This is a genomic window from Streptomyces sp. NPDC057136 (assembly GCF_042670885.1).
Taxonomy (GTDB): Bacteria; Actinomycetota; Actinomycetes; order Streptomycetales; family Streptomycetaceae; genus Streptomyces.
In genome coordinates this window covers 65,504-85,207 of the sequence record NZ_JBHUUV010000012.1, presented here as the reverse complement: position 1 = coordinate 85,207, position 19,704 = coordinate 65,504, and the positions used below count along the sequence as shown (strand labels likewise).

Sequence of the window (19,704 nt, the reverse complement as noted above, 5' to 3'; positions counted from 1 at the left end):
TGCGGACGGTTCGAGGCGACCGGTCTCGGAAGTCGTGGAGGTCATGGCGGTCACCAGGTACGGGAATAGCGGTTACGGAGCCAGATGGCGAGGGAGTTCATCGCCAGCAGGATCACCAGGAGGATGACGATCGCGGCGGATGCGAGCGAGACGAACTCGGCCCTGGACTGGCTGATCCAGTTGAAGATCTGGATCGGCAGAACCGTGAACTGGCTCTGCACACCGGTGGGGTTGAACGAGATGTACGTCAGGCCACCGAGCAGCAGGAGCGGGGCAGCCTCACCGATCGCGCGCGACAGGGCCAGGATCGAACCGGTCGCCATGCCGGGCACGGCCGCCGGAAGGACCTGCCGCCAGATGGTCTGCCACTGAGTCGCGCCCAGTGCCAGAGAAGCCTGCCGGATGGACTGCGGTACCGCGCGGATCGCCTCGCGGGAGGAGATAATCACGACGGGCAGGACCAGCAGCGACAGTGTCAGCGAGGCCGTCAGGACGGTCTGGCCGAAGCCCAGGCCCCGGGAGATGACACCCAGGCCGAGGATGCCGTAGACGATCGAGGGCACGGCGGCCAGGTTCTGGATGTTGATCTCGATCGCCCGGTTCCACCACCGGTTCGGATCGGCGTACTCCTCCAGGTAGATCGCGGTGAGGATGCCCGTCGGCAGGCAGTACACCGCGGTGAAGGCGATGACCCAGAGCGTGCCCATGATGGCCGACTGGGCTCCGCCGTTCTCCGGCGTGATGACGTCCGGGAAGTTTGACCACAGCCGCGGGTCCAGACGGGGCCAGCCCTCTGCGAGCACGTACCCGAGGAGCGAGACGAGGAAGACGACGGCGATGGCGAGCGAGGCCCACAGGCTCAGTTGGAAGATGCGTTCGCGCAGCGGTGTGCCGCGCCCCTTGAGCCGGGGCGCCTGAGGCGCGTCCGGGACCGCCGTGTCACGGTCGATGACGTCGGTCATTCGTACACCTCGCGGTACTTGCGCACCAGACGGATGCTGAGCAGGTTCATCAGCAGGGTCAGTACGAACAGCAGGGAGCCCACCGCGAAGATCGTCTGGTAGCCGGTCGAGCCCGTGGGCAGGTCGCCGATGCCCGCCGCTGCGATGAACGCGGTCATCGTCTGCATGCCCTCAAGGGGGTTGAAGGACAGGTTCGGCTGACCGCCCGCGGCGATGGCGACGATCATCGTCTCGCCCAGCGCCCGCGAGATGCCGAGCACGACGGCGGCGACGATGCCGGACAGCGCGGCGGGGAACACCACGCGGGTCGAGACCTGCATGCGGGAGGAGCCCAGGGCGAACGCGCCGTCGCGCAGGGCGCGGGGCACGGCGCTCATGGAGTCCTCTGCCAGCGAGGCGATCGTGGGGATGATCATGATGCCCATGACGAAGCCGGCAGCGAGCGCGTTGAAGATCTGCGGTCCGTCGCCGGCCGGCCAGATCTCCTGGAGCAGCGGGGTGATGGCCTTCAGCGCGAAGAAGCCGTAGACGACGGTGGGGATGCCCGCGAGCACCTCCAGCATCGGTTTGAAGACGGTCCGTACGCGACGGTTCGCGTACTCGCTCAGATACACCGCCGCACCGAGGCCAAGGGGTACGGCTACTAGCAGCGCGATGAGGGTGACCATCAGGGTGCCGCCGATGAGCGGCAGGACGCCGAAGTGCGGCGGCTTGAAGAGGGGCGCCCAGTTGGTGCCGGTGAGGAACTCGCCGATGCTCACCTTGCCGAAGAACTCGGCAGCCGGCGGAATCAGGGCGATGACGATGCCGATCGTGGTCAGCACCGAGACCAGCGAGGCGGCCACCAGGAGGACTTTGATGACCTTCTCGCCGTACCGCGGCTGGGACCGCTTCAGGAAGCCAGGGCTTCCCGAAGCGGCCTGCCGTCCGGTGAGGGAGGAACTCATGAGTTGTGCGCGGCCTTCAGCTGCTCAAGCGCCTTCTTCAGTTCCTCATCCTGCGTCGGGTTCAGCGGCACGAACTGGGCCTTCTCGGCGATCTCGGCGCTGTTCTCGACGTAGTACTCGACGAACGCCTCGACCTCCTTCTTCTCCAGCGACGAAGCCTTCGGGTAGATGAACAGCGGCCGGGCCAGCGGCTTGTAACTGGAGTCCTGGACGGTGGTCTGTGTGGGCTCGACACAGCCGCTGCCGCCGTCGATCTTCAGGACCTTCAGCTTGTCCTTGTTCTCCTTGTAGTAGGAGAGCCCGAAGTAGCCCATTCCGCCCTTGGAGCCCGATACACCCTGAACGGTGACGTTGTCGTCCTCGCTCGGGTTGTAGTCGGTGCGCGAGGCGCCTTCCTCACCATTGATCGCATCGGTGAAGTAGTCGAAAGTACCCGAGTCGGTGCCCGCTCCGAACAGTTCGAGCTTGACGTCCGGGAACTTCGGGTCGATCTGGTTCCAGTTGTTCACCTTGGAGCCGGGCTCCCAGACCTTCTTCAGCTGCTCGACGGTCAGGCACTCCGCGAAGTCGTTGTCCTTGCTCACCACGACGGACAGACCGTCGTTGGCGACCGTGAACTCCTCGAACTTGATGCCCTTCTTCTCGCAGGCCGCCTTCTCCTCGTCCTTGATCGGACGTGACGCATTGGATATGTCGGTCTCGCCCGCACAGAACTTCTCGAAGCCACCGCCGGTGCCGGACGTACCGACCGTGACCTTGACGCCCGAGTTCTTGTCCTGGAAGAGCTGCGCCGCAGCGGTGGACAGCGGAGCCACAGTGCTGGAACCGTCGACCTTCACCGTCCCGGCCAACTTGTCGCCGTCCCCACCGCTGGAGCCCGCCTCGGCACCGCCGCACGCACTTGCGGCCAGCAGGGCAGCAGCCGTCAGGGCCAACGGAGCCTTGGCCCGGCGCAACGAAGTGGAAATGTTCACGACTCTCGACCCTCGTGTCTGCCGGATCATCCGGCGGTCTGGATCCGGTGCGCAGCGCGCCCAGTTCGGAGACTTAGATCGAAGGCCGTCCACGCGAGATCCCGGTGTACGGGCACCCCCTCCGGGATGAACGCTAGCCGCCCATCTACATAGATGGATCATGAAGAGAACCCACGGGCCACGCCATCTCGCGACTTTCAACGAGTTCCTGGCACGACCCGATAGTCGCGGCCGGATCGTCGTCCAGGCCGGCCCGAATACGCTCCAAGCGACACGGGAGTCAGCTGGCCGGGAGCCGTTTCCCTGCTGCTTCTCGGCCACGGCATCATTCTGGAACGGGCACACCGAGGGGCCGGAGGCGCTGGCCCCTGATGCCTAGTACTGCAACCGCATCTGGGGTGTGTGGCCTCGGCGTTGGTAGTGACACGCCGGTTCAGCGGCCGCCTCCCGCCGCGAGGGGGAGCGGGCCGGCCGCGGAATCCGTTGTCGGGTGCCGTATGTGATTCTTCGTCACCTTTGGTACCTGCTCGATTCTTTGACCCGAAACGATCTTCCAGCTTGCTGCATCCGGTCGGCAGGCGGACCGCGGCCGCCCGTGTCATGACCATGGGGCATGAGGAGAGAGCTGCTTCCCATGGCAAGCAGCTGAGCTCCCTGGCGCTGGTAGGACCGGAAGCTGCGGATCGGTGTGTAGCCGACGAGGGGGTAGACGGCGATAGCCTCGGGCTGGTGGATTGCGGTTTCCAGGCGTCCAGCTTCAGCAGCCGTTGCTGTCCGGACGGCTCACCGGAACCCGCTGGCTTCTTCGTAGGCCCGGATGCGGCCCTTTCCGGCTGCCTTGGCTCTGTACATAGCGAGGTCGGCGTTACGCATCAACTCGTCCGCGTTGGTGTCCCCCACTGCGACGGCCATGCCGATCGAGGCGGCGACCGTGACCTGGCTTCCGCCGACGCCGTAGGGCTGGGACAAGGTGAGCAGGAGCCGCTCGGCGACCTCCCGTGCGCGCCCCTCGCATCCGGCTCCTCCCGTCAGCAGCGCGGCGAACTCGTCCCCACCGAGCCGGGCAACGGTGTCCCCCGCCCGCACCCCGCCGCGCAGCCGTCCCGCTGCCTGCACCAGCAGCTCATCGCCTGCCGCATGCCCTGCCGAGTCGTTGACCGCTTTGAAACCGTCCAGGTCCATGAAGAGCACCGCCGGCGGGTCGGTTGCAGCTGAACGCATCCTCAGTGCATGGCGGACCCGGTCGCTGAACAGAGCACGGTTGGGCAACCCGGTCAGCGCATCGTGGAAGGCAAGGTGTTCCAGCCTGGCCTGCTGCGCCGCCCGCTCGCTCACATCCCGGCTGCTGAGAACGGCTCCCTCACAATGGCAGCTGACTGCGGACTCGATGTGCCGCCACTGTCCGTCCGCCGCCAGCAGGCGGTAAGAGACATGCTCCACAGCACGTTCCACGGGCGTGCTGGGGACCTGCGGCCTCCCAATGATGCGGATCAACGGCATCCGGTCGTCGGGGTGGACGAGAAGGGGGAGCGAGGAGCCCAGCAGATCCTCGGGCGGGTATCCCAGGACCAGGTGCACGGCCGGACTGATGTAGCGCAGGACACCGTCCGGCCCGGCGATCATGATGATGTCACTCGAGCCCTGTACCAGTAACCGGAAGTAGCTCTCACGGGCGGCGATCTCTCCGTTCAGGCGCTGGTTGTCCGCCTGTACGGCGGCCTGGCGAACGCCCAGAGCGACGAACACGGAGCCACTGACGGCGAGCGTGGCGATATCCAGACGCTGCCAGGTCAGCGCCTGGATGGTCACGCCTGCCACGCAGACGACGAGCGGGATGAGCGCCGCGACCGTCTCTCGCACACTTGGTTCGCTGCGGCCCTCTCGCAGAAGGCTGCCGCCTCCGCGCATCCACGGTGCCGCAGCGACGATGAGCAGGCCCACGGTGCGGCATTCCAAAGCCCCAGAACATGTCCACCACACACCTGGCCCGGCCGACCACAGGTACAGCATGTCGCCGGTCAGTACGATCGCGAGCCCGGCCGCGGCGACAGTAACCGTGGCGCGCTCCTCCCGGCGCACGGCGAACCACAGGCCCGCGAGCAGACCCAGCACCAGGATCTGAACGACCGTAGAGCCGGCCACCGACACTCCTGCCGTCAGGCGGTCGCCCGCTTCGGCCCGCCGCAGTACGACCGTCCAGCCCAGCGTGAAGAGGGATCCGGCGATCATCCACCCGTCCAGCAGGCCCCGCAGCCGCATCGGCCCCCCGCCGTCGGCCGCGATCGCCAGCCCGGCCACTGCCATGCCCGGCGCGATCGCCAGCCCTGCCACGACCAGTAGGACGGACAGCGCATGCGTGCCACCGCCCGCCGACCCCGCCGTCATCCCGGACAGATCTGCGGCCAGCTCGCGCACCCCGTCGCCGACCGCCGAGGCACCCAGCAACACAAGGCGAAGCCTCACCCGCCCCGAGGCCAGCCGAGCACGCGTGAACAGGGACAACGCCAGCACCCCCTGGGCGGCAAGCGCGCTCACAGGCACTCTCAGCGTTGCATCCGTCGGCCATCCCGCAAGCCCACCAACCGCGCAGCCGGCCAGCGCCACTGATGCAACGCCCACTACGTACAGCAGCCAACCATGGCCCGTCCATGCTGAACTCCCCTGAGCACGACTGCCCCGACCCCGCAACCCCAGTCACCTCACCGGCCCGTCGGCCCGAAGGCCGGTGCACGTCTGTGAACGATCCCAGCATGCCTGTCGCACTTGTCCGATATCCCTAACGGCTGGTTCCGTTCACCTGAACCGGTGAGTACCGCATCAGATTCGGCAGGGCATTCAAGGGCATAAGGGGCAGCCGCTGGAGCCCGTCTCTTTAGCGGCTCTGTCCAATTTCGGTGGTGACGGAATGTGGGGTCGGCTTCGTTGACATCACATGCGGGATGCCGACGAGCTTTTGGACGTGGCGTTTTCGGGGTTGCCTCCCTATCCTGGCCAGCCAAGTCAAGGCTGTGGTCAGGGAGTTGGTGGGCCGATCGCCTTGTCATCTGTTGTCGGTTCTGGCCGTGTGCCTGTCGCGTCACACTGCCCTGCGCCCCTCGCCCTGCCGCGCGTCCGTTGACCAGTCCAAGAGACGGGGATGTAGAGCTCGCGGTCGATCAACGCCCGCCCCCTGGCGGAGGCGTAGGCCAGGAATGTTCCGATCTGGCTGTTCTCCGTGCGGCCAGCTGTGCCGGTGTACTGCCGCTGGACGCCGTCGGGACGCAACTGCCCGACCTGCTCCGACAGCGTCCACCCGTTCTTCTTCTCAAGCGGCGCGAGCAACCCGTTCAGGTAGTCCGACGCCCGCTCCCGGGGCTCCGACCGGCCGAAACGGTGGGCGAACCGGGCATGGAACCGGCTATCCCCTCGGACCACGACTCGACCTGCTCAACCGTCAACGATTCATCGCACAGTCACCACAACGAGCCAATCCAGCACCTGTCACGGCAGCTGCGGTTGCAGTACTAGTCCTTAAGCACGCCCCGCCCGGCCTCTGTTCGGCGACCGCGGCGCCACGGTCCGCCGACCGACGTGGAGAAGCTCACCCGGGCGGCTCGCGCCCATACGGACAGGGTCAGCGAAGCGTCGCGTACACGATGAGGTTGTCGACGGGGTGGCCGTCGGCGTCGAACGCTCCGTCGCACGTGACCAGACGGAGCACGCGCTCACCGGTCGCCCCGTACACCTTCTCCGTGGGGAAAGCGTTCTTGTCCACGGTCTCTGTGCCGGTGACCGCGAAATGGGACTCGCCGCCCGCCCCGTCGGACACCACGATCTCCGCGCCTTCGGCGATCGAGCGGAGGTCGTGGAAGACGGCCTTGCCGAAGCGGGTGTCGTTGTGACCGATGAGCACGGCAGCACCCTGTTCACCGGGAACGGCCCCGCCCGCGTACCAGCCCGCCGTCATGCCCTCCTCGGCCGGCGGAACCTCGACCGTGCCGTCCTCGTTGAGTCCCAGCCGCAGCAGCGCGCTGTCGATGCCGAGCGACGGTACCGTCAGCCGGATCGGCGCAGGCGCCTTGGGCGCTTCCGGGGACCGGGGTGCGTGTGAGGCCGTCCGGGCGGATGCCTCGGGGACGTCCGCCGTTCCGCACCCCGTGACGGGGGCGAGCAGCAGGCCGACTGCCGTGGCGGACGCGACTGCCCGCCAGAACGAGTTCGGTATGAGGGGCATGTGCACTCCGGTGCAGTGGTGAGCGAGGGAAAAGGGGTGGCGCCGCCCCCCACGGGGAGCGGCGCCACTGTGCGGGATCAGCCGTTGCGCTGAGCGGCGGACCGGCTACGCAGCACGAGGGCACAGGCACCCGCGAGCAGCACCGCGCCCGCGGCCGAGCCGTACAGCGTGGTGTCGTGGGCGCCTTGGACGGGACGCTCCCCCGCGTCGACGCCGCCCCGCGGCATCGTGCCCGGCTCCGCCAGTGCGGGAGTCGGCGTCGGGGAGGGGTCGGTGCCCTCGGAAGTGGGGCTGGGGGTGGCGACGCTCGCCGAGGGCACCGGCGTGGGAGTGCCGTCGGCGACGGCCGCGGCGGTCGGGAGGAGGACCGCGCCGGCGGCGACGGCGGTGAGGACCGCGGTGCGCAGGGTCGTTCGAAGGGACATGAAGAACTCCGATTCCAGCTCGGCATGGGTGGTGCCCGCGCTCGGATGCGCGTCGGGCGGCGCCGGCTCGTCCCAGACTGGAGTGAAGTTGTGAGGAAGCTGTCAGACCGCCGTTTCCATCGGATCAGGGCCGGCCGACGGAAGCCGCAGGGTGAATACCGACCCCTGGCCCACCGTGCTTGCCACGCCGGTCGTCCCTCCGTGCGCCTCCGCCAGTTTGCGGACAATGGCCAGCCCGAGACCGCTGCCCCCGGTCCGGCGGCTGCGTGACTTCTCGGCACGCCAGAACCGGTCGAAGACGTACGGCAGGTCCTCGGGTTCGATGCCGCTGCCGGTGTCAGCGACCTCCACCACCACCGTTTCGTCTGCAGCCCCATCGCCCGCGTCCCCGGGCGCCGTCACATACGCGCGCAGCGTCACTTGCCCTCCGGGCGGGGTGTGGCGTACGGCGTTGGACACCAGGTTGCCTACCGCCTGGCGCAGCCTGACCGGGTCGGCGTCGAGCGCGGGGACCGGCTCGCGCCCCGCCGTGAGGGCCACGGTGAGGCCGACCCCGGCGGCCTCGGCCCCTGCCTGGTGGGCCGACGCGACCTGGGCGAGCAGCTCTTCGATCCGCACCGGCTCGGGGTGCAGTCGCAGGGCACCGGCATCGGCCGCCGACAGGTCCTGGAGGTCGTCGATGATGTGCTGCAACTGGACCGCCTCCTCCAGGAGCGAGGAGACGAACGTCGCGTCCGCCTCGGCGATGCCGTCCTGTGCCCCCTCCAGCCACCCCCGTATGTTGCTCAGCGGGGTGCGCAGTTCGTGCGCGACATCGCTGACCATCACCTTGCGCTGTTCCTCCAGTCGGGCACGGTGTGCCGACATGTCGTTGAAAGCGGCGGCCAGCCGGCCGATCTCGTTGTCACCCGCGACCACCACCTGCGACGGGTCCTCGCCGTCCCGCATGCGCTGAGCCGCTCCCGTGAGCGCGTGCAGCGGCCGTACGAGACGGACTCCGGCGAGGACCGAGGCGCCCACGGTGAGCGCGAGGACCAGCGCCGCGGCGCCGATGATCTTCACTGTGTTCGCCGCGGACAGTTCGAAGCCGGGGACGGCACCTCCGCCCGGGTCGGTGATGAACAGCAGCGCGGGTGAGGCGACGTATGAACTGAGCTGCTCCTGACGGGCGATGCCGACGCACGAGGCGATGTCGCGGTCGTTCTCGCTGTCCAGGGGCGAGGGGGTGGCGTACGGCGTCGGCGTGGGAGACCCGGGAACGCTGACGCCCGGCACAGGTGTCGGCCCTTCGGCGACGGCCGTGGGAAGGGGCTCCGCGGAGCTGTTCCACGAGAGGTCGAGGTCCAGCCGTACGCCTTCGCGGCCCTGCCGCTCCAGACAAGCGTCGACGAGCTCGTTCAGTGTGCTCAGCGCCCTCTTCTCGGTCCCGGTGGGGCTGTCCAGCGCGTCCGTCGGGCACCGACTGCTCCGCAGACGGTCAGGATCGTTGCCGACGACCTGGATGCGGGGGCGCCCGCTCGGGGCCTCGACGACGTCCGAGGCGATCCCTGACCGGCTGAGGCACTGCACGGCGGCCTCGGCGGTACGCCTCAACGACGTGCGTTCGGCCTGGGGCAGTCTGAACGGGCCTACGGCCCGCGGGTCGATCCGGTCGTCGGCGGAGCGCTGCTCCCCGTCCGCACCGGGTGAGCCGACCGTCACGGACACCGAACCGGACCCCCTGCCTGCCCCGTTCGCACTCCCGTCTCCTGATCCGTTCACGCTCCCGTTCGCGGTTCCGGACGACACGGCTGTCACGGACAGCGGATCCACGACGGCGGACGCCTGGGCCGGAAGAGCCGGTGGGGGCGGAGAGGAACCGGCGGAGTCGGCGACGGTCTCCCGGCTCCGCGTCGTCAGTGTGATCCGCCGATCGGCCGACTCGGCCAGCTCGTCCACGGTGGCTTCTACCCCGTCCCAGGTGGGGTGTTCGGCCGCGTAGGCGAGCAGGGCGTCGAGGATCCGGGTGTCGGCGGCCAGGTTGCGGCCCTGCTCCTGTTCGATCGCACCGGACGTGGTCTGGACGGCCAGCCATGCGGTTGCGGCGACGGAACACGCCGCCACGAGCACCGACACGGCCAGCAGCCGGCCGAGCAGGCTCTTGCGCAGCGGCAGACGCAGCCGCTGCCCTCCGCGCTCAGCGCGCCGAAGCACGCGCGGCCCTCTTCAGCGGATCCATGAGTTTGTATCCCACCCCGAAGACGGTGAGCAGCCGGACCGGTCTGCGGGGCGCGCGCTCGAGCTTCTTGCGGAGGTTCATGATGTGCACATCGACCGTACGGCTGCTGATGTACCGGTCGAAGCCGTGCAGTTCGGCGAGCAGTTGCTCGCGGGTGAAGACGCGCTCGGGCTCGGCGGCCATGGCCGCCAGGAGCCGGAACTCACCCGGCGTGCACTCGACTCCCGCGCCGTCCACGGTCACTTCGTGGCGCACGGGATCAACCATGAGTGTTCCCACCCTCAGCACGTCGCCCTCTGCCCGGTCCCCGTCCCGCCGGGTCCGCCGCAGGAGCGTGCGCACGCGTGCCATGAGTTCCCGCGGGCTGTAGGGCTTGGTCATGTAGTCGTCCGCCCCCAGGTCGAGCCCGAGCAGCAGGTCGTCCTCCGTGGCCCGTGCGGTCAGCATGAGGACCGCCAGTTCGCGTTGCTCTGCCCGGAGTACGCGGAGCACGTCCAGTCCGTCGGCGCGGGGCATCATGACGTCGAGAACGAGCAGGTCGGGCGCCCCCTGCCGGGCCTGTTCCAGTGCGGAGAGTCCGTCGGACACCACCGTGACCGCATGCCCTTCGTGTTCGAGGTAGCGGCGTACCAGCTCGGCCTGTTTCGCGTCGTCTTCGGCGACTATCACGTTTGCGCACACAGGGGTGATCGTAGAGGAGCCCGTACCGCGGCCTTCCGCCGAGCCACCACGCGTGAGGCCGGTGAGCCGGAGCCCTCCGGTGGGGCAGCCGGCTCGGCGCCGGGCTGCCCCACCGGTAACCTGCCTCAGGCGGCCCGGCCCGCAGGTGTCCCTTCCCCGCCGGGGACCAACCGGGCCAGCTCCTCACTCACGACGCGCGCATCCTCATTCCGCCCCAGAGTGAGCAGTTCCTCCCTGCATGCCTCCAGCACCTCCCCCAGCAGTGCCGCCCGCTTCGGCTCGGCCTCGTCCATCCGCCGGGCCGCGGCAGCAGCCTCGGTCAGGACGGGCAAGCGGGTCGCCGGGTTCCGGGGCTCCGACGTGCCGAACTTCACAAGCGCGCGGGCCAGGCGCGGCAGATGCACCACCGGACTCACCCCGGCGAGCACTCGATAGGCGTCGATCTCCTCGTGGATGTTGATCGTGCCGGATCCGAGCAACAGGGTGCGTGCTCTCAGTACGGCGTCGTGATCGACGTTCTCGCAGTGATTCATGACGGCGATTCTGGGAGATACCGCCGAGCCCCAACAAGGCTTCGCGAGCGTGCTGTTCGTCCTACGAAAATGCCGTCTGACCTGTCATGATGGGTGTGTCATCGCTCCTCGAGGACCGGTACGGAGGCCAGGCGCCGGTGACTCGGAGGGGTTTCACACCTCGGCGGAGCGCGCCTCGAGGGCCTGTTCCTGCAGAGAGGCCGTTCCTCTCACGTCGGAGACCGTGACCACGTCCGGAAAGCGCGAGGACCCGCCCCCGACGAGGGGCGGGTCCTGTGTGGGGCCGGGGGCCGGCTCAGCGCGTCACTTCAGTGCGGGCGGTGCCGCCTCCGCCGAGGTGCCCCAACGGGAGGGCGTGGTACCGACCTCGAAGGAGATGTCGCGTGTGCCGCGGATGTCCTCGGTGGTGACGTAGGTCTTCCCGTATGCGGCGCCGTCGGTCCGCGCGGACTGGATGTACCGCGCCGAGTCCGACGTACCGGGAGCCTTCACGGTCAGCCGGCCCTTGGGGTAGTAACGCCGGTCGAGGGTGAGGTCGACCCGCTCGAAGACGGGCGTGGACAGGCCCCACGTGTCCGTGCCCGGCTGGACCGGGAAGATCCCGATCGACGACAGGACGTTCCAGGCGGACATGGTGCCAAGGTCGTCGTTGCCGGTCATGCCGGTGGGGGTGTCCGTGAAGAGCGTGAGCGCGGCGTGCACCACGTCGGTCGTCTTCCACGGCTGACCGGTGGAGAGGTAGGTGTACGGAGCGATCAGGTCGGGCTCGTTCTGCGGGTTGTACTTGTCCGCGTTGTAGTAGGCGTACGGCCCGTTCACCCAGACCTCACGGGCGGTCTTGGCCGGGTCCTTGAGCAGCTGCTCGTAAGCGAAGAACGAATCGAGGCGCGCGTTCGCAGAGCCGGTTCCGCCGATCAGGGAGACCATGCCGGGCAGGTCCTGCGGGACGAGCCACTGGTACTGCCAGGACGTGCCCTCGTGGAAGCCCTCGCTCTGGGCGGGGTCCACGGGGCCGGTGAACGCGCCGGACGCGTCCCGGGCACGGAAGAAGCCGGTCGAACTGTCGAAGATCTTCCGGTAGTTCTGGGCGCGCGCCGCGTACCGGGCGGCGGCGTCCTCGTGCCCCAGCTCCTTCGCCATCTGTCCGAGCATCGCGTCGGACAGCGCGTACTCAAGGGTGGCGGATGCGCCGTGGTCGTAGTCGGAGTCACCCGGCTTCACATGGGCCCGGCCCTTGATGTAGGGCACGAAGCCGTCGGCGAGGTACTCCTTGTTCGCCTCACGTCCCACGGGTGCGGAGTCGGCCGGGGGTACGCCGTCGGCGTTCTTCTTCAGAGCCTGGTACGCCTGCTCCTCATACCCCTTGAGCAGACCCTGCTGGTAGGCATTGGTGAGGAACGGCGTGACCGGGTCACCAGTCATGATGTTCGTCTCGACCGTGCCGTAGCCCCACTTGGGGAGCCAGCCGCTGTCCTCGTCGATCTTGAGGACGGAGATCGCCATGTCACGGGACTCACTGGGTGCCAGCAGCGACAGCAGCTGGGCCTGGGTGCGATAGGTGTCCCAGAGCGACCAGTTCTGGTAGTAGGTGAAACCCTCGGCCCGGTGGATCTTCTGGTCCCAGCCGGTGTAGCGGCCGTCGACGTCGCTGCCGATGTTGGGCGCGAGGAACGAGCGGTAGAGGGACGAGTAGAAGGTCCGGCGGAGGGTCTCGCTGCCGCCCTTCGCCTGGACGTCGTCGAGGCGGTCCTCCCACGCCGCCTGCGCGGCGCGCGCCACACAGTCGTACGAACGACCGCCCTCGGCACGGAGGTTGAGGGCAGCACCCCTGGCATCCACGTACGAGATCGCGGTGGTCGCCTCGACGGTACGGTCCTTCGAGGTGTCGAAGCGCACGAAGGCGCCGTTGCGCTCACCGCCGGCGGACGAGACCGTCGAGCCCTCGGCGACCGTGTCACCCTTCCACGTACCGGACGTGGTGAAGGGCCGGTCGAAGCGGGTGATCGTGTACACCGTGTACGGCTTGGTGTCCTGGCAGAAGCCGCTGCCGGTGATGGCCGTGCGCACGGTGCGGTCGTCGAGGATCTCGACCTCGGTGTTCAGCGTCCTGTGCAGCGACTGGCCCGCATTGATGAGGACGTTGGCCTTGTCGGTGGCGGGAAAGGTATACCGCTGCACGCCGGTGCGCTCGGTGGCACTCAACTCGGCCTTGATGCCGGACTTGAGACCGACCTCGTACGTGCCGGGGCCCGCCTTCTCGTCGTCGTGGCTGAACTCGGCCGCGTACGTGGCGTTGTCCGTCGAGGTGACGTCGCCGGTGGTCGGCAGCACCGGGAGATCACCGCCGAGTCCGCAGCCGACACCGGAGATGTGGACGGTGGAGAAGCCCCTGATGTGGGTCTCCGAGTAGTCGTACCCCGTGTTGTGACCGGTGTCCGGTGAGAGCTGCACCATACCGAATGGCACCGCGGCGCCCGGGTAGGTGTTGCCCTCGTTCTCCGTCCCGATGAACGGGTTGACGAGATCGGTGAGCGGGCTGCGCTCGGCGTGCTTTCCGCCGTCCGCCGCGGCGGGTGCGGCAACGGCGGCGCCGAGCATCGCGGCCGTGGCGGCTGCCGTCCCCGCACCCCGAATCCAATGGGTCCATCTCATGGAAAGAACGCCTCTCGGATTAGACAACGTTGTCATCTCTCACTGCGCGATCATTCTTGGCCGGTATACGTGTACTCGTCAAGAGTCAGGGCGGGACGCAGCCGATCAATCCCTGGGGGCGGGCCCTTGTCCCGCCGACCGCGCTATGCGGGCCGAGACCGGCTCACCCTGCCGGCCGACACTGCACAAATGGGCGGTGAAGCAGAAGACTCCAACTCCTCCCACCGATGCCTCCAGAGCCTCTATGGCCTTTTTCAGTCCCACGGCTCCTGAGGTGCCCCCGTCACAGGTCGCGCCCAGCCAGCCGTAGTCGGCCACATGGGCGCCGACGTAACGTTGCCGACCTGGTCGTAGCCGTACTGAAGGTCCTGGACGGGCCATCGCATACCCGATCACTTCGCGCGCCGCGGCTGCACGGTCACCCGCAGGCCCCGTAAGCACCCCGGGAGTCGGCATGGATCTGCTGTATCTCCACGGCCAGTTCGTCGTCGCACTTCATCTCCTTCGCGAAGAAGGCGAGGGTGAACTCGATGGTCTGCTGCTGTTCACGGTCCCGCTCACGCAACTGCCTCCCCGCTCCGCCGTGGCCGGCGCACCCGCGGGCCCCTCACCCCGGTCGGCTTTCACCCAGCCGCGCAGACCCTCAATGCTGACGCCCGGCTCGCGGACCACGTCGGTCGCCGTCCGCCCGGAGGACAGGGGCCCCGGACTTCGGTCCGGGGCCCCCGCCGTGCACGCTCAGGTAGGGGGGACCGTCCTGGCCTCGTCGATCAGCATGCGCAGCGTCAGGAAGAGGGCGGTTCAGGGTCGCACTCGATCGGATCAGCGCGCCGCTGTCTACCCACCACTCTCCGCACACCCACAGGAATCGGAATCCTGCATTCCGATCTGTCGGGGTGGGCGCCGCCGACCAACGAGGAGACCTGACTCAGCGTCCAGGTCAGATAACCCGCGCTGCGTCCTGAGCGGCGACGATCACCTGCGCAGCCCGTGCCGCTTGGGCCGCTATGCCCGCAATGCTTGACGTAATGAACGGACCGCCCCCGGCGAGGTCTCCCACCACGTGCAGACGCGGGTCAGCCGGTACCAGCCCACCGGCTGGGTGCAGCTCGGCCGCGCCGTCGGCGAGCAGGGCCGTGACCAACTGACCGGCCACCCGAGGGATCGCCCGCGGTGGCGGATTCACGGCGTTGACGACGACGTCAAAAGTGCGTTCGCCGTCGTCGCCGTGCACCCGGAACACCCCGTCCACAACCTCGATCCTGCGGACGCCCGCGGCGACAGTGAGTTGCCCGGAGTCCAACCGCCGCATCATGGTGGCGGCGTTCACGGGGACCATCGGTGAGGCCACGCTCGTCGCCATGCGGAAGTGACGCCCGAGCCGCAGGCGGTCGGGCTCGGGCAGCAGCCGCCACGCGTACGGGCCAACGCTGTGCGCTGTCTCCTGGAGGACCCGGCGGCCAATCCTGGAGTCGTCCACAGCGGCCAGTTGCGCCCGCAAGCGCCCGACCGGATCTTCAGTCGCGGACGCCAGCAGTTCGGCCACCAAGGCTTCGAAGTCCTCTCCCGTCTCCGCCAGTTCGGCGCGCATCAGCCCGATGAGGTCCTCGAGGGTGACGACACCGTGCTGCCGGTGCAGCGCCGCCACCCGCTCGGCGGTCACGTGCTGCGGCCGGTGGCCGACCGGGCGCTGCCAGACGTGGGGCAGCACACCGCTGCGGGACAGCAGCATGATCGGCCCGGTGTGCCCGCGCGCGGCGAGCGACACGACGACGTCGACCGCGGTCAGGCCGCTACCGATGACCGCGATGTTGCTGCCGGGCGGGACCCGGTCGAGTGTGCGTGCCAGCGGGTACGGATCGTCCACGAAACCGGGGGCGCCGGCGAGACCGTAGTGGTCTTGCGGCGTTCCCCCGCCCACGCACAGGGCCACGTGGTCGGCCTCATGCCCATGTCCGTCCTCGGTGCGGAGCGACAAGGTGGCACCGGACCGGGTCACCTCGGTGACGCGGGCGGTGACGATGCGCACCTTCCAGCCGTCTTCGCGCAGGGTGGCCAATGCCGTCTCGGCGGTGTGTGCCAGGTACTCACCGTAGAGCGCGCGCGGAACCACCGGCTGTCCCAGCCGTCCGTCGAGGTGGGCGGTGCCACGCGTGCCCAGCCAGGCCGCGTAGTGCCCGGAGTCCAGGTGGCGGATCGACATGATGGCGGGTGGTGCGTTGACCAGCACCGTGTCCAGGTCGGGGCCGTACGGGCGGCCTCGCCAAAGATGCGGGGACGGCTCGAACACTGTGATGGCCCCGGGGCTGTCGGCGGTGGCCGCCAGCGTGTCCAGCAGGCCGACCGCGGCAGCACCCGCTCCGACGATTGCGATGTCCATGTTCTTCCCTTCACGTTCCGGGCCGCCGCCGAAAGGAGCCGCGGCCCCTTTGAGCCTCGACGCCGCCAGTGCCGAGCCCCATCCCCTGCGAGCGGTGACCGGCCGGGATGCCCCCCCCCACAAACGGGGGGTTGGCGCAGGGCAGTAGGGCGGGCAGGCTGGCCTGCATCCAGACCACGGGAGGGATCTCCATGTCCGATGCGCGCCGCCACGCCGAGGTGCTGTCAGGTCACGCCAAGGTGCTGTCGGGTGCGGAGCGGGCCACCGACACACGCGAATTCTTCAGCCGGACGTCCGCCGAGCTGCGACGGCTCATGCCGTTCGACTCGGCCGTATGGGCGGCCACCGACCCGGAGACCGGTCTCATCACCGCGCCGATGCTGGTGGAGAATCTCGGCTCCGGCGAAGGCTGCGCCGAATACTGGGAAAGCGAGCTCCTTGAGGAGAACGTCCTCCCGTTTCGGGACCTTGCCCGCGCCACCGTCCCCGCGGCCGGTCTGCGCGCGGCCACTGGCGACCTGCCCGCGCGCAGCGCGCGCTTCCGCCGACTGCTCGGAAGCCAGGGCGTGGACGACGAGCTACGGGCCGTGCTGCGGGTCGGCTACCGGCCATGGGCCGTGGTGAGCCTGTTCCGTATGCGCGGTGGCGCCCCGTTCGGCCCGGCCGAGACCACGCTGCTCGCCGGTCTGTCCGGTCCGCTGGCCTCGCGGCTGCGCCGGTTCGCCCGCCCGTCCGCGTCCGCCGGCGGAACCGACGCACCCGCGCCCGGACTGGTGCTCTTCGATCCCTCCGGCGAGCCGACGTCGATCAACGAGGAGGCGCGACAGCATCTCTCGCAGCTCCCTGAAGGCCCCTCCATCCCCTCGCAGTTGGGCCTGAGGCTGCCGATCTGGGTGGTCGCCACCGCGCTGCAGGCCCAGGCGATCGCCCGGGGCCGCGACCGGGCAGACCGCGCGAGGGTGCGCATCCGAACCGTTGGCGGCCGCTGGTTGACCTGCCACGCCTCCTGTCTCAGCGGCCCCGCTGGGCGACCCGGTCCCGTGGCGCTCGTCATCGAGCCGGCGGCCGCCGCCGACCGGGCGGTCCTCATCGCCGAGGCGTACGGCCTCACCCCGCGCGAGCTGGAGATCACCCAACTCATCACGCGCGGGCTGCCCACCACCGAGATCGCCGCGACGCTGTTCATCTCCCCGCACACCGTGCGCGACCATGTCAAGACCGTCTTCGGCAAGACGGAGGTCTCCAGCCGAGGCGAACTCGTTGCGCGGCTGTTCGCCGAGCACTACCGGCCTGCGGTCCCGAAGACAGCCCCGGTTCCCCAAGCAAGTGGACCGCGCCGACGCAGACCAGATGTCCGAGCTTCGTAAGTGGTCAACTCTCGCAACGGGAGGCGTGACGGGCGGTCGAGGAGGCGATGAGCATGAGCCTCACGGCGACGAAGGGCTCCGGCCTCCGCCGCGAACACAGCGGCAGCGATCCAGGCAGGTGCGGCCCCACGGCCGCGTAGTCGACCGGGGCCTGGCGGGCGACGGCCCCCCAGGAGGATGATCGAGGTCAGCAACACACCGACGAACACGCCCAGTACGACCGCGGGATTCCCGATGGCCACGGGCCCGCGGGCGCGAACAGCCACCACACAGCGGTGACGACAAGTCAGAGCAACAGTCCGGTGAGGCCGAACTCGCAGGCCACGCATCGCAGGACGCGGACATCCCGGCCGGTGCTTCTGATGTCGGCGGTGCACGGATTCGCGGACGAATCGATGGTCTGCATGAAGATGTCCCCGATGTGCATTGCGTGCGCCGATGGGACCGTAGGGCGCGAAGCCCGGCAGCGCAAGGGGTCACCGACGGCAGGCTGGGGGCACCGGCGGTATACGGCACCGACGGTATACGGCGCCGACGAGCCCAGCCGATTCAGCCGATGCAGAGAATGAGGACGCACACCTGCTTCGGCGGTGCCGACTCGACCGGTGGTGTTGCGGGCGGCGGGTTCACAGCCGAAGTGCCCTCGTCGGGACGTTCGGTGGAGGCGGGCGCGGTCGTCTCGGGTGCCGACGCCGGAGCGTCGGAGTCGTCGACGTACGTCTCCTCGGCCGGCTCGGGCGCGGAGTGCGGCGCCACGCGCGGGGGCGAGGAGGGCTGGGCCGTGGCGGCGGACTGCGGCTGCCGGTTCGCCGTCCCGGAGGGAGGCGTGGCGTCGGCGGTGTCCTGTGGCCGGGATTCTGCCGTGGACGTGCGCGTGCCGGGATGCCGAGGAACCGCGGTGTCCAGCTGCTCCGACGACGAGTCGGCCGTGGCCGTCCGCGGCGTAACCGCGGTCAACCGCTCCGGTGGTGCGCCCGCATGCGTCTGGCTGGTGGAAGGCCTGGTGGTCGGCATCGCGGCAATGGTCAGGCCGCCACCGACCAGGGCAACGGCCGTTGCGGCCAAGGCCCGGCGCCGGTTCTTCTTCCAGCGTGCCAGCTGCCGCCGCCGAGCCGCCCGGCCCTGCATGACGGGGTCGGCGCCTTCGGGAACGCCCCTGGACGTACTGCTGCTCGGCGCGGCATCGAAGCGACGGATGTCGGCGTCGGATCCCGGAACGGGGACCTCCTCCGCGCGCCATGTCTCCTGCGTCGCTGCCATCGTGGCGACCTCGCCGTGGAGGCGTTGGGCAGGCGGGGCTATGTCCGGAGCGTATGCGCCGCACCCCGGACACACGAAAACCCCATTGAGATTCCGGCGGCAAAAGGAGCAGTAGTCCATCTGCGATCTTTCTGTGCTGGCTGCGCCGCCAGGGACGCCGGCGTCGTATTCTTCACGTTCGAACGCGGGATCGAGCGGACAGTAACGCTAACGGCACCCATCGAAGGCCATGCGCAGCCCTTGTGAAGCTGCTGCACAGATCCGCCCGGCGGCGGCATGCCGTATTCCCGGGCCGGGAGTTCACCGACGTCGAATGCGAGACCATCTGCCGGGACATCGCGGGTGCGGGCTGCTGCCGACTGGCTGGAAGCCGCGGTCGACAACGGTGAGTTCACCCTGGACGAGCCGCTGGCACACTTCCTCAAAGACGAGTAGCCGTGCCTCGGACTGCAAAACGTTCGGTGTAGCTCCTGATCAAGGAAGATGCACCGATGACCAGTGACAACGTGACCGAACCCGAGGCTGTCGAGCCGTCTGAGCCTGAGCCGTCGAAGACGGTGGACGGCCAGCTCATCGACGAGTTGGTAGGCCTTGCCCAGGCCGAGGGTCTGCAGCTGACCGGTGAGGTCAGGCTCCTGCAGCCGCTGACGAAGCGGCTGCTGGAGTCCGCTCTTGAGCGGTGAGATCACCGACCACCTCGGCTATGACAAACATGATCCCGCCGGAAAGAACGGCGGCAACTCCCGCAACGGGACTCGGGCCAAGACCGTCCTGACGGACGCCGGACCGGTGGAGACAGTCGTGCCGCGCGACGTGACGGCTCGTTCGAACCGGAGATCGTCCGCAAGCGACAGAAGCGTGCCGGGCCGGTTCGGTCGGCCGCGCGACGGCGGATGCCGTCGGGCCGCCAGCGGGAGCTGGCGGCCGGGATGAAGAACAGCCCGACCTTCCACCCAGGTTCACCACGGTCATCGTGATGTGGTGGCTCTGGGCCGAGGTGGATTCTGCACGTCCGGCTGTCCGGGACATTTTCCGAAGATGCACCTGACCTGCCCGGACACGCCGTCTCTGTCCGGGACAGCCAGCCCTCAT

The 19,704-nt window shown here is 68.9% G+C and carries 16 protein-coding genes and 2 pseudogenes; 3 read left to right on the top strand and 15 right to left on the bottom strand.

The window, feature by feature from the left end; all coding sequences use genetic code 11:
• Window positions 1-50: 50 nt before the first annotated feature.
• From pstA to ACFT7S_RS17210, 14 genes and pseudogenes are all read right to left on the bottom strand, one after another.
• The gene (gene pstA / locus ACFT7S_RS17275; RefSeq protein WP_382732428.1) at window positions 51-962 is read right to left on the bottom strand and encodes a phosphate ABC transporter permease PstA; all 912 of its coding nucleotides are present in this window, start codon (window positions 960-962) and stop codon (window positions 51-53) included.
• Window positions 959-1,909 carry a phosphate ABC transporter permease subunit PstC gene (gene pstC, locus ACFT7S_RS17270; RefSeq protein ID WP_382732426.1) on the bottom strand — a complete coding sequence of 317 codons (951 nt, stop codon included), beginning with the start codon at window positions 1,907-1,909 and terminating at the stop codon, window positions 959-961. The genes pstA and pstC overlap by 4 nt, the downstream gene beginning before the upstream one ends.
• Window positions 1,906-2,883 (bottom strand): PstS family phosphate ABC transporter substrate-binding protein, encoded by a 978-nt coding sequence (locus tag ACFT7S_RS17265; protein ID WP_382732424.1) that lies wholly within the window; start codon window positions 2,881-2,883, stop codon window positions 1,906-1,908. The genes pstC and ACFT7S_RS17265 overlap by 4 nt, the downstream gene beginning before the upstream one ends.
• A gap of 783 nt (window positions 2,884-3,666) precedes the next feature.
• On the bottom strand, window positions 3,667-5,418 hold the full coding sequence (locus ACFT7S_RS17260) for a diguanylate cyclase domain-containing protein (RefSeq protein WP_382732422.1): 1,752 nt from the start codon (window positions 5,416-5,418) through the stop codon (window positions 3,667-3,669).
• A gap of 522 nt (window positions 5,419-5,940) precedes the next feature.
• Window positions 5,941-6,297, bottom strand: a pseudogene (locus ACFT7S_RS17255) (transposase); the annotation flags it as partial.
• Between the two features lie 199 nt (window positions 6,298-6,496).
• Complete coding sequence (locus tag ACFT7S_RS17250) at window positions 6,497-7,096, bottom strand: sortase domain-bontaining protein (protein WP_382732420.1); 600 nt, start codon at window positions 7,094-7,096, stop codon at window positions 6,497-6,499.
• Between the two features lie 77 nt (window positions 7,097-7,173).
• Window positions 7,174-7,521 carry a hypothetical protein gene (locus ACFT7S_RS17245; RefSeq protein WP_382732419.1) on the bottom strand — a complete coding sequence of 116 codons (348 nt, stop codon included), beginning with the start codon at window positions 7,519-7,521 and terminating at the stop codon, window positions 7,174-7,176.
• 102 nt (window positions 7,522-7,623) lie between these two features.
• Window positions 7,624-9,714, bottom strand: a complete 2,091-nt coding sequence (locus tag ACFT7S_RS17240) for a sensor histidine kinase (RefSeq protein WP_382732417.1) — start codon at window positions 9,712-9,714, stop codon at window positions 7,624-7,626.
• Complete coding sequence (locus tag ACFT7S_RS17235; RefSeq protein ID WP_382732416.1) at window positions 9,698-10,420, bottom strand: response regulator transcription factor; 723 nt, start codon at window positions 10,418-10,420, stop codon at window positions 9,698-9,700. Before ACFT7S_RS17235 ends, ACFT7S_RS17240 begins: the two co-directional genes overlap by 17 nt.
• A 125-nt stretch (window positions 10,421-10,545) precedes the next feature.
• Window positions 10,546-10,953, bottom strand: a complete 408-nt coding sequence (locus ACFT7S_RS17230) for a hypothetical protein (RefSeq protein WP_382732414.1) — start codon at window positions 10,951-10,953, stop codon at window positions 10,546-10,548.
• A gap of 303 nt (window positions 10,954-11,256) precedes the next feature.
• Window positions 11,257-13,605 carry a GH92 family glycosyl hydrolase gene (locus ACFT7S_RS17225; RefSeq protein ID WP_382732412.1) on the bottom strand — a complete coding sequence of 783 codons (2,349 nt, stop codon included), beginning with the start codon at window positions 13,603-13,605 and terminating at the stop codon, window positions 11,257-11,259.
• A 105-nt stretch (window positions 13,606-13,710) separates the two neighbouring features.
• A complete protein-coding gene (locus ACFT7S_RS17220) occupies window positions 13,711-13,986 on the bottom strand; it encodes a hypothetical protein (RefSeq protein WP_382732410.1) in 276 nt (91 codons plus the stop codon).
• Between the two features lie 37 nt (window positions 13,987-14,023).
• Window positions 14,024-14,170 carry a hypothetical protein gene (locus tag ACFT7S_RS17215; protein ID WP_382732408.1) on the bottom strand — a complete coding sequence of 49 codons (147 nt, stop codon included), beginning with the start codon at window positions 14,168-14,170 and terminating at the stop codon, window positions 14,024-14,026.
• Between the two features lie 375 nt (window positions 14,171-14,545).
• A complete protein-coding gene (locus ACFT7S_RS17210; protein ID WP_382732407.1) occupies window positions 14,546-15,985 on the bottom strand; it encodes an FAD/NAD(P)-binding protein in 1,440 nt (479 codons plus the stop codon).
• Between the two features lie 191 nt (window positions 15,986-16,176).
• Between ACFT7S_RS17210 and ACFT7S_RS17205 the strand changes: the two genes are divergently transcribed.
• The gene (locus tag ACFT7S_RS17205; protein ID WP_382732405.1) at window positions 16,177-17,352 is read left to right on the top strand and encodes a LuxR C-terminal-related transcriptional regulator; all 1,176 of its coding nucleotides are present in this window, start codon (window positions 16,177-16,179) and stop codon (window positions 17,350-17,352) included.
• 549 nt (window positions 17,353-17,901) lie between these two features.
• On the opposite strand, the gene ACFT7S_RS17200 is transcribed toward ACFT7S_RS17205, so the two are convergent.
• On the bottom strand, window positions 17,902-18,612 hold the full coding sequence (locus ACFT7S_RS17200) for a hypothetical protein (protein WP_382732403.1): 711 nt from the start codon (window positions 18,610-18,612) through the stop codon (window positions 17,902-17,904).
• Between the two features lie 342 nt (window positions 18,613-18,954).
• On the opposite strand from ACFT7S_RS17200, the gene ACFT7S_RS17195 reads away from it, so the two are divergent.
• Window positions 18,955-19,047, top strand: coding sequence for a DUF6192 family protein (locus ACFT7S_RS17195; RefSeq protein ID WP_382732401.1), 93 nt, complete (start codon window positions 18,955-18,957; stop codon window positions 19,045-19,047).
• A 56-nt stretch (window positions 19,048-19,103) separates the two neighbouring features.
• Window positions 19,104-19,472 (top strand): annotated as a pseudogene (locus ACFT7S_RS17190) (transposase); the annotation flags it as partial.
• Window positions 19,473-19,704 lie beyond the last annotated feature (232 nt).

Coding starts and splice junctions, on each gene's coding strand:
- pstA (WP_382732428.1), bottom strand. CDS start 962: ATGACCGACGTCATCGACCGTGACACGGCGGTCCCGGACGCGCCTCAG.
- pstC (WP_382732426.1), bottom strand. CDS start 1,909: ATGAGTTCCTCCCTCACCGGACGGCAGGCCGCTTCGGGAAGCCCTGGC.
- ACFT7S_RS17250 (WP_382732420.1), bottom strand. CDS start 7,096: ATGCCCCTCATACCGAACTCGTTCTGGCGGGCAGTCGCGTCCGCCACG.
- ACFT7S_RS17245 (WP_382732419.1), bottom strand. CDS start 7,521: ATGTCCCTTCGAACGACCCTGCGCACCGCGGTCCTCACCGCCGTCGCC.
- ACFT7S_RS17230 (WP_382732414.1), bottom strand. CDS start 10,953: ATGAATCACTGCGAGAACGTCGATCACGACGCCGTACTGAGAGCACGC.
- ACFT7S_RS17225 (WP_382732412.1), bottom strand. CDS start 13,605: ATGAGATGGACCCATTGGATTCGGGGTGCGGGGACGGCAGCCGCCACG.
- ACFT7S_RS17220 (WP_382732410.1), bottom strand. CDS start 13,986: ATGGCCCGTCCAGGACCTTCAGTACGGCTACGACCAGGTCGGCAACGT.
- ACFT7S_RS17210 (WP_382732407.1), bottom strand. CDS start 15,985: ATGGACATCGCAATCGTCGGAGCGGGTGCTGCCGCGGTCGGCCTGCTG.
- ACFT7S_RS17205 (WP_382732405.1), top strand. CDS start 16,177: ATGTCCGATGCGCGCCGCCACGCCGAGGTGCTGTCAGGTCACGCCAAG.
- ACFT7S_RS17200 (WP_382732403.1), bottom strand. CDS start 18,612: ATGGCAGCGACGCAGGAGACATGGCGCGCGGAGGAGGTCCCCGTTCCG.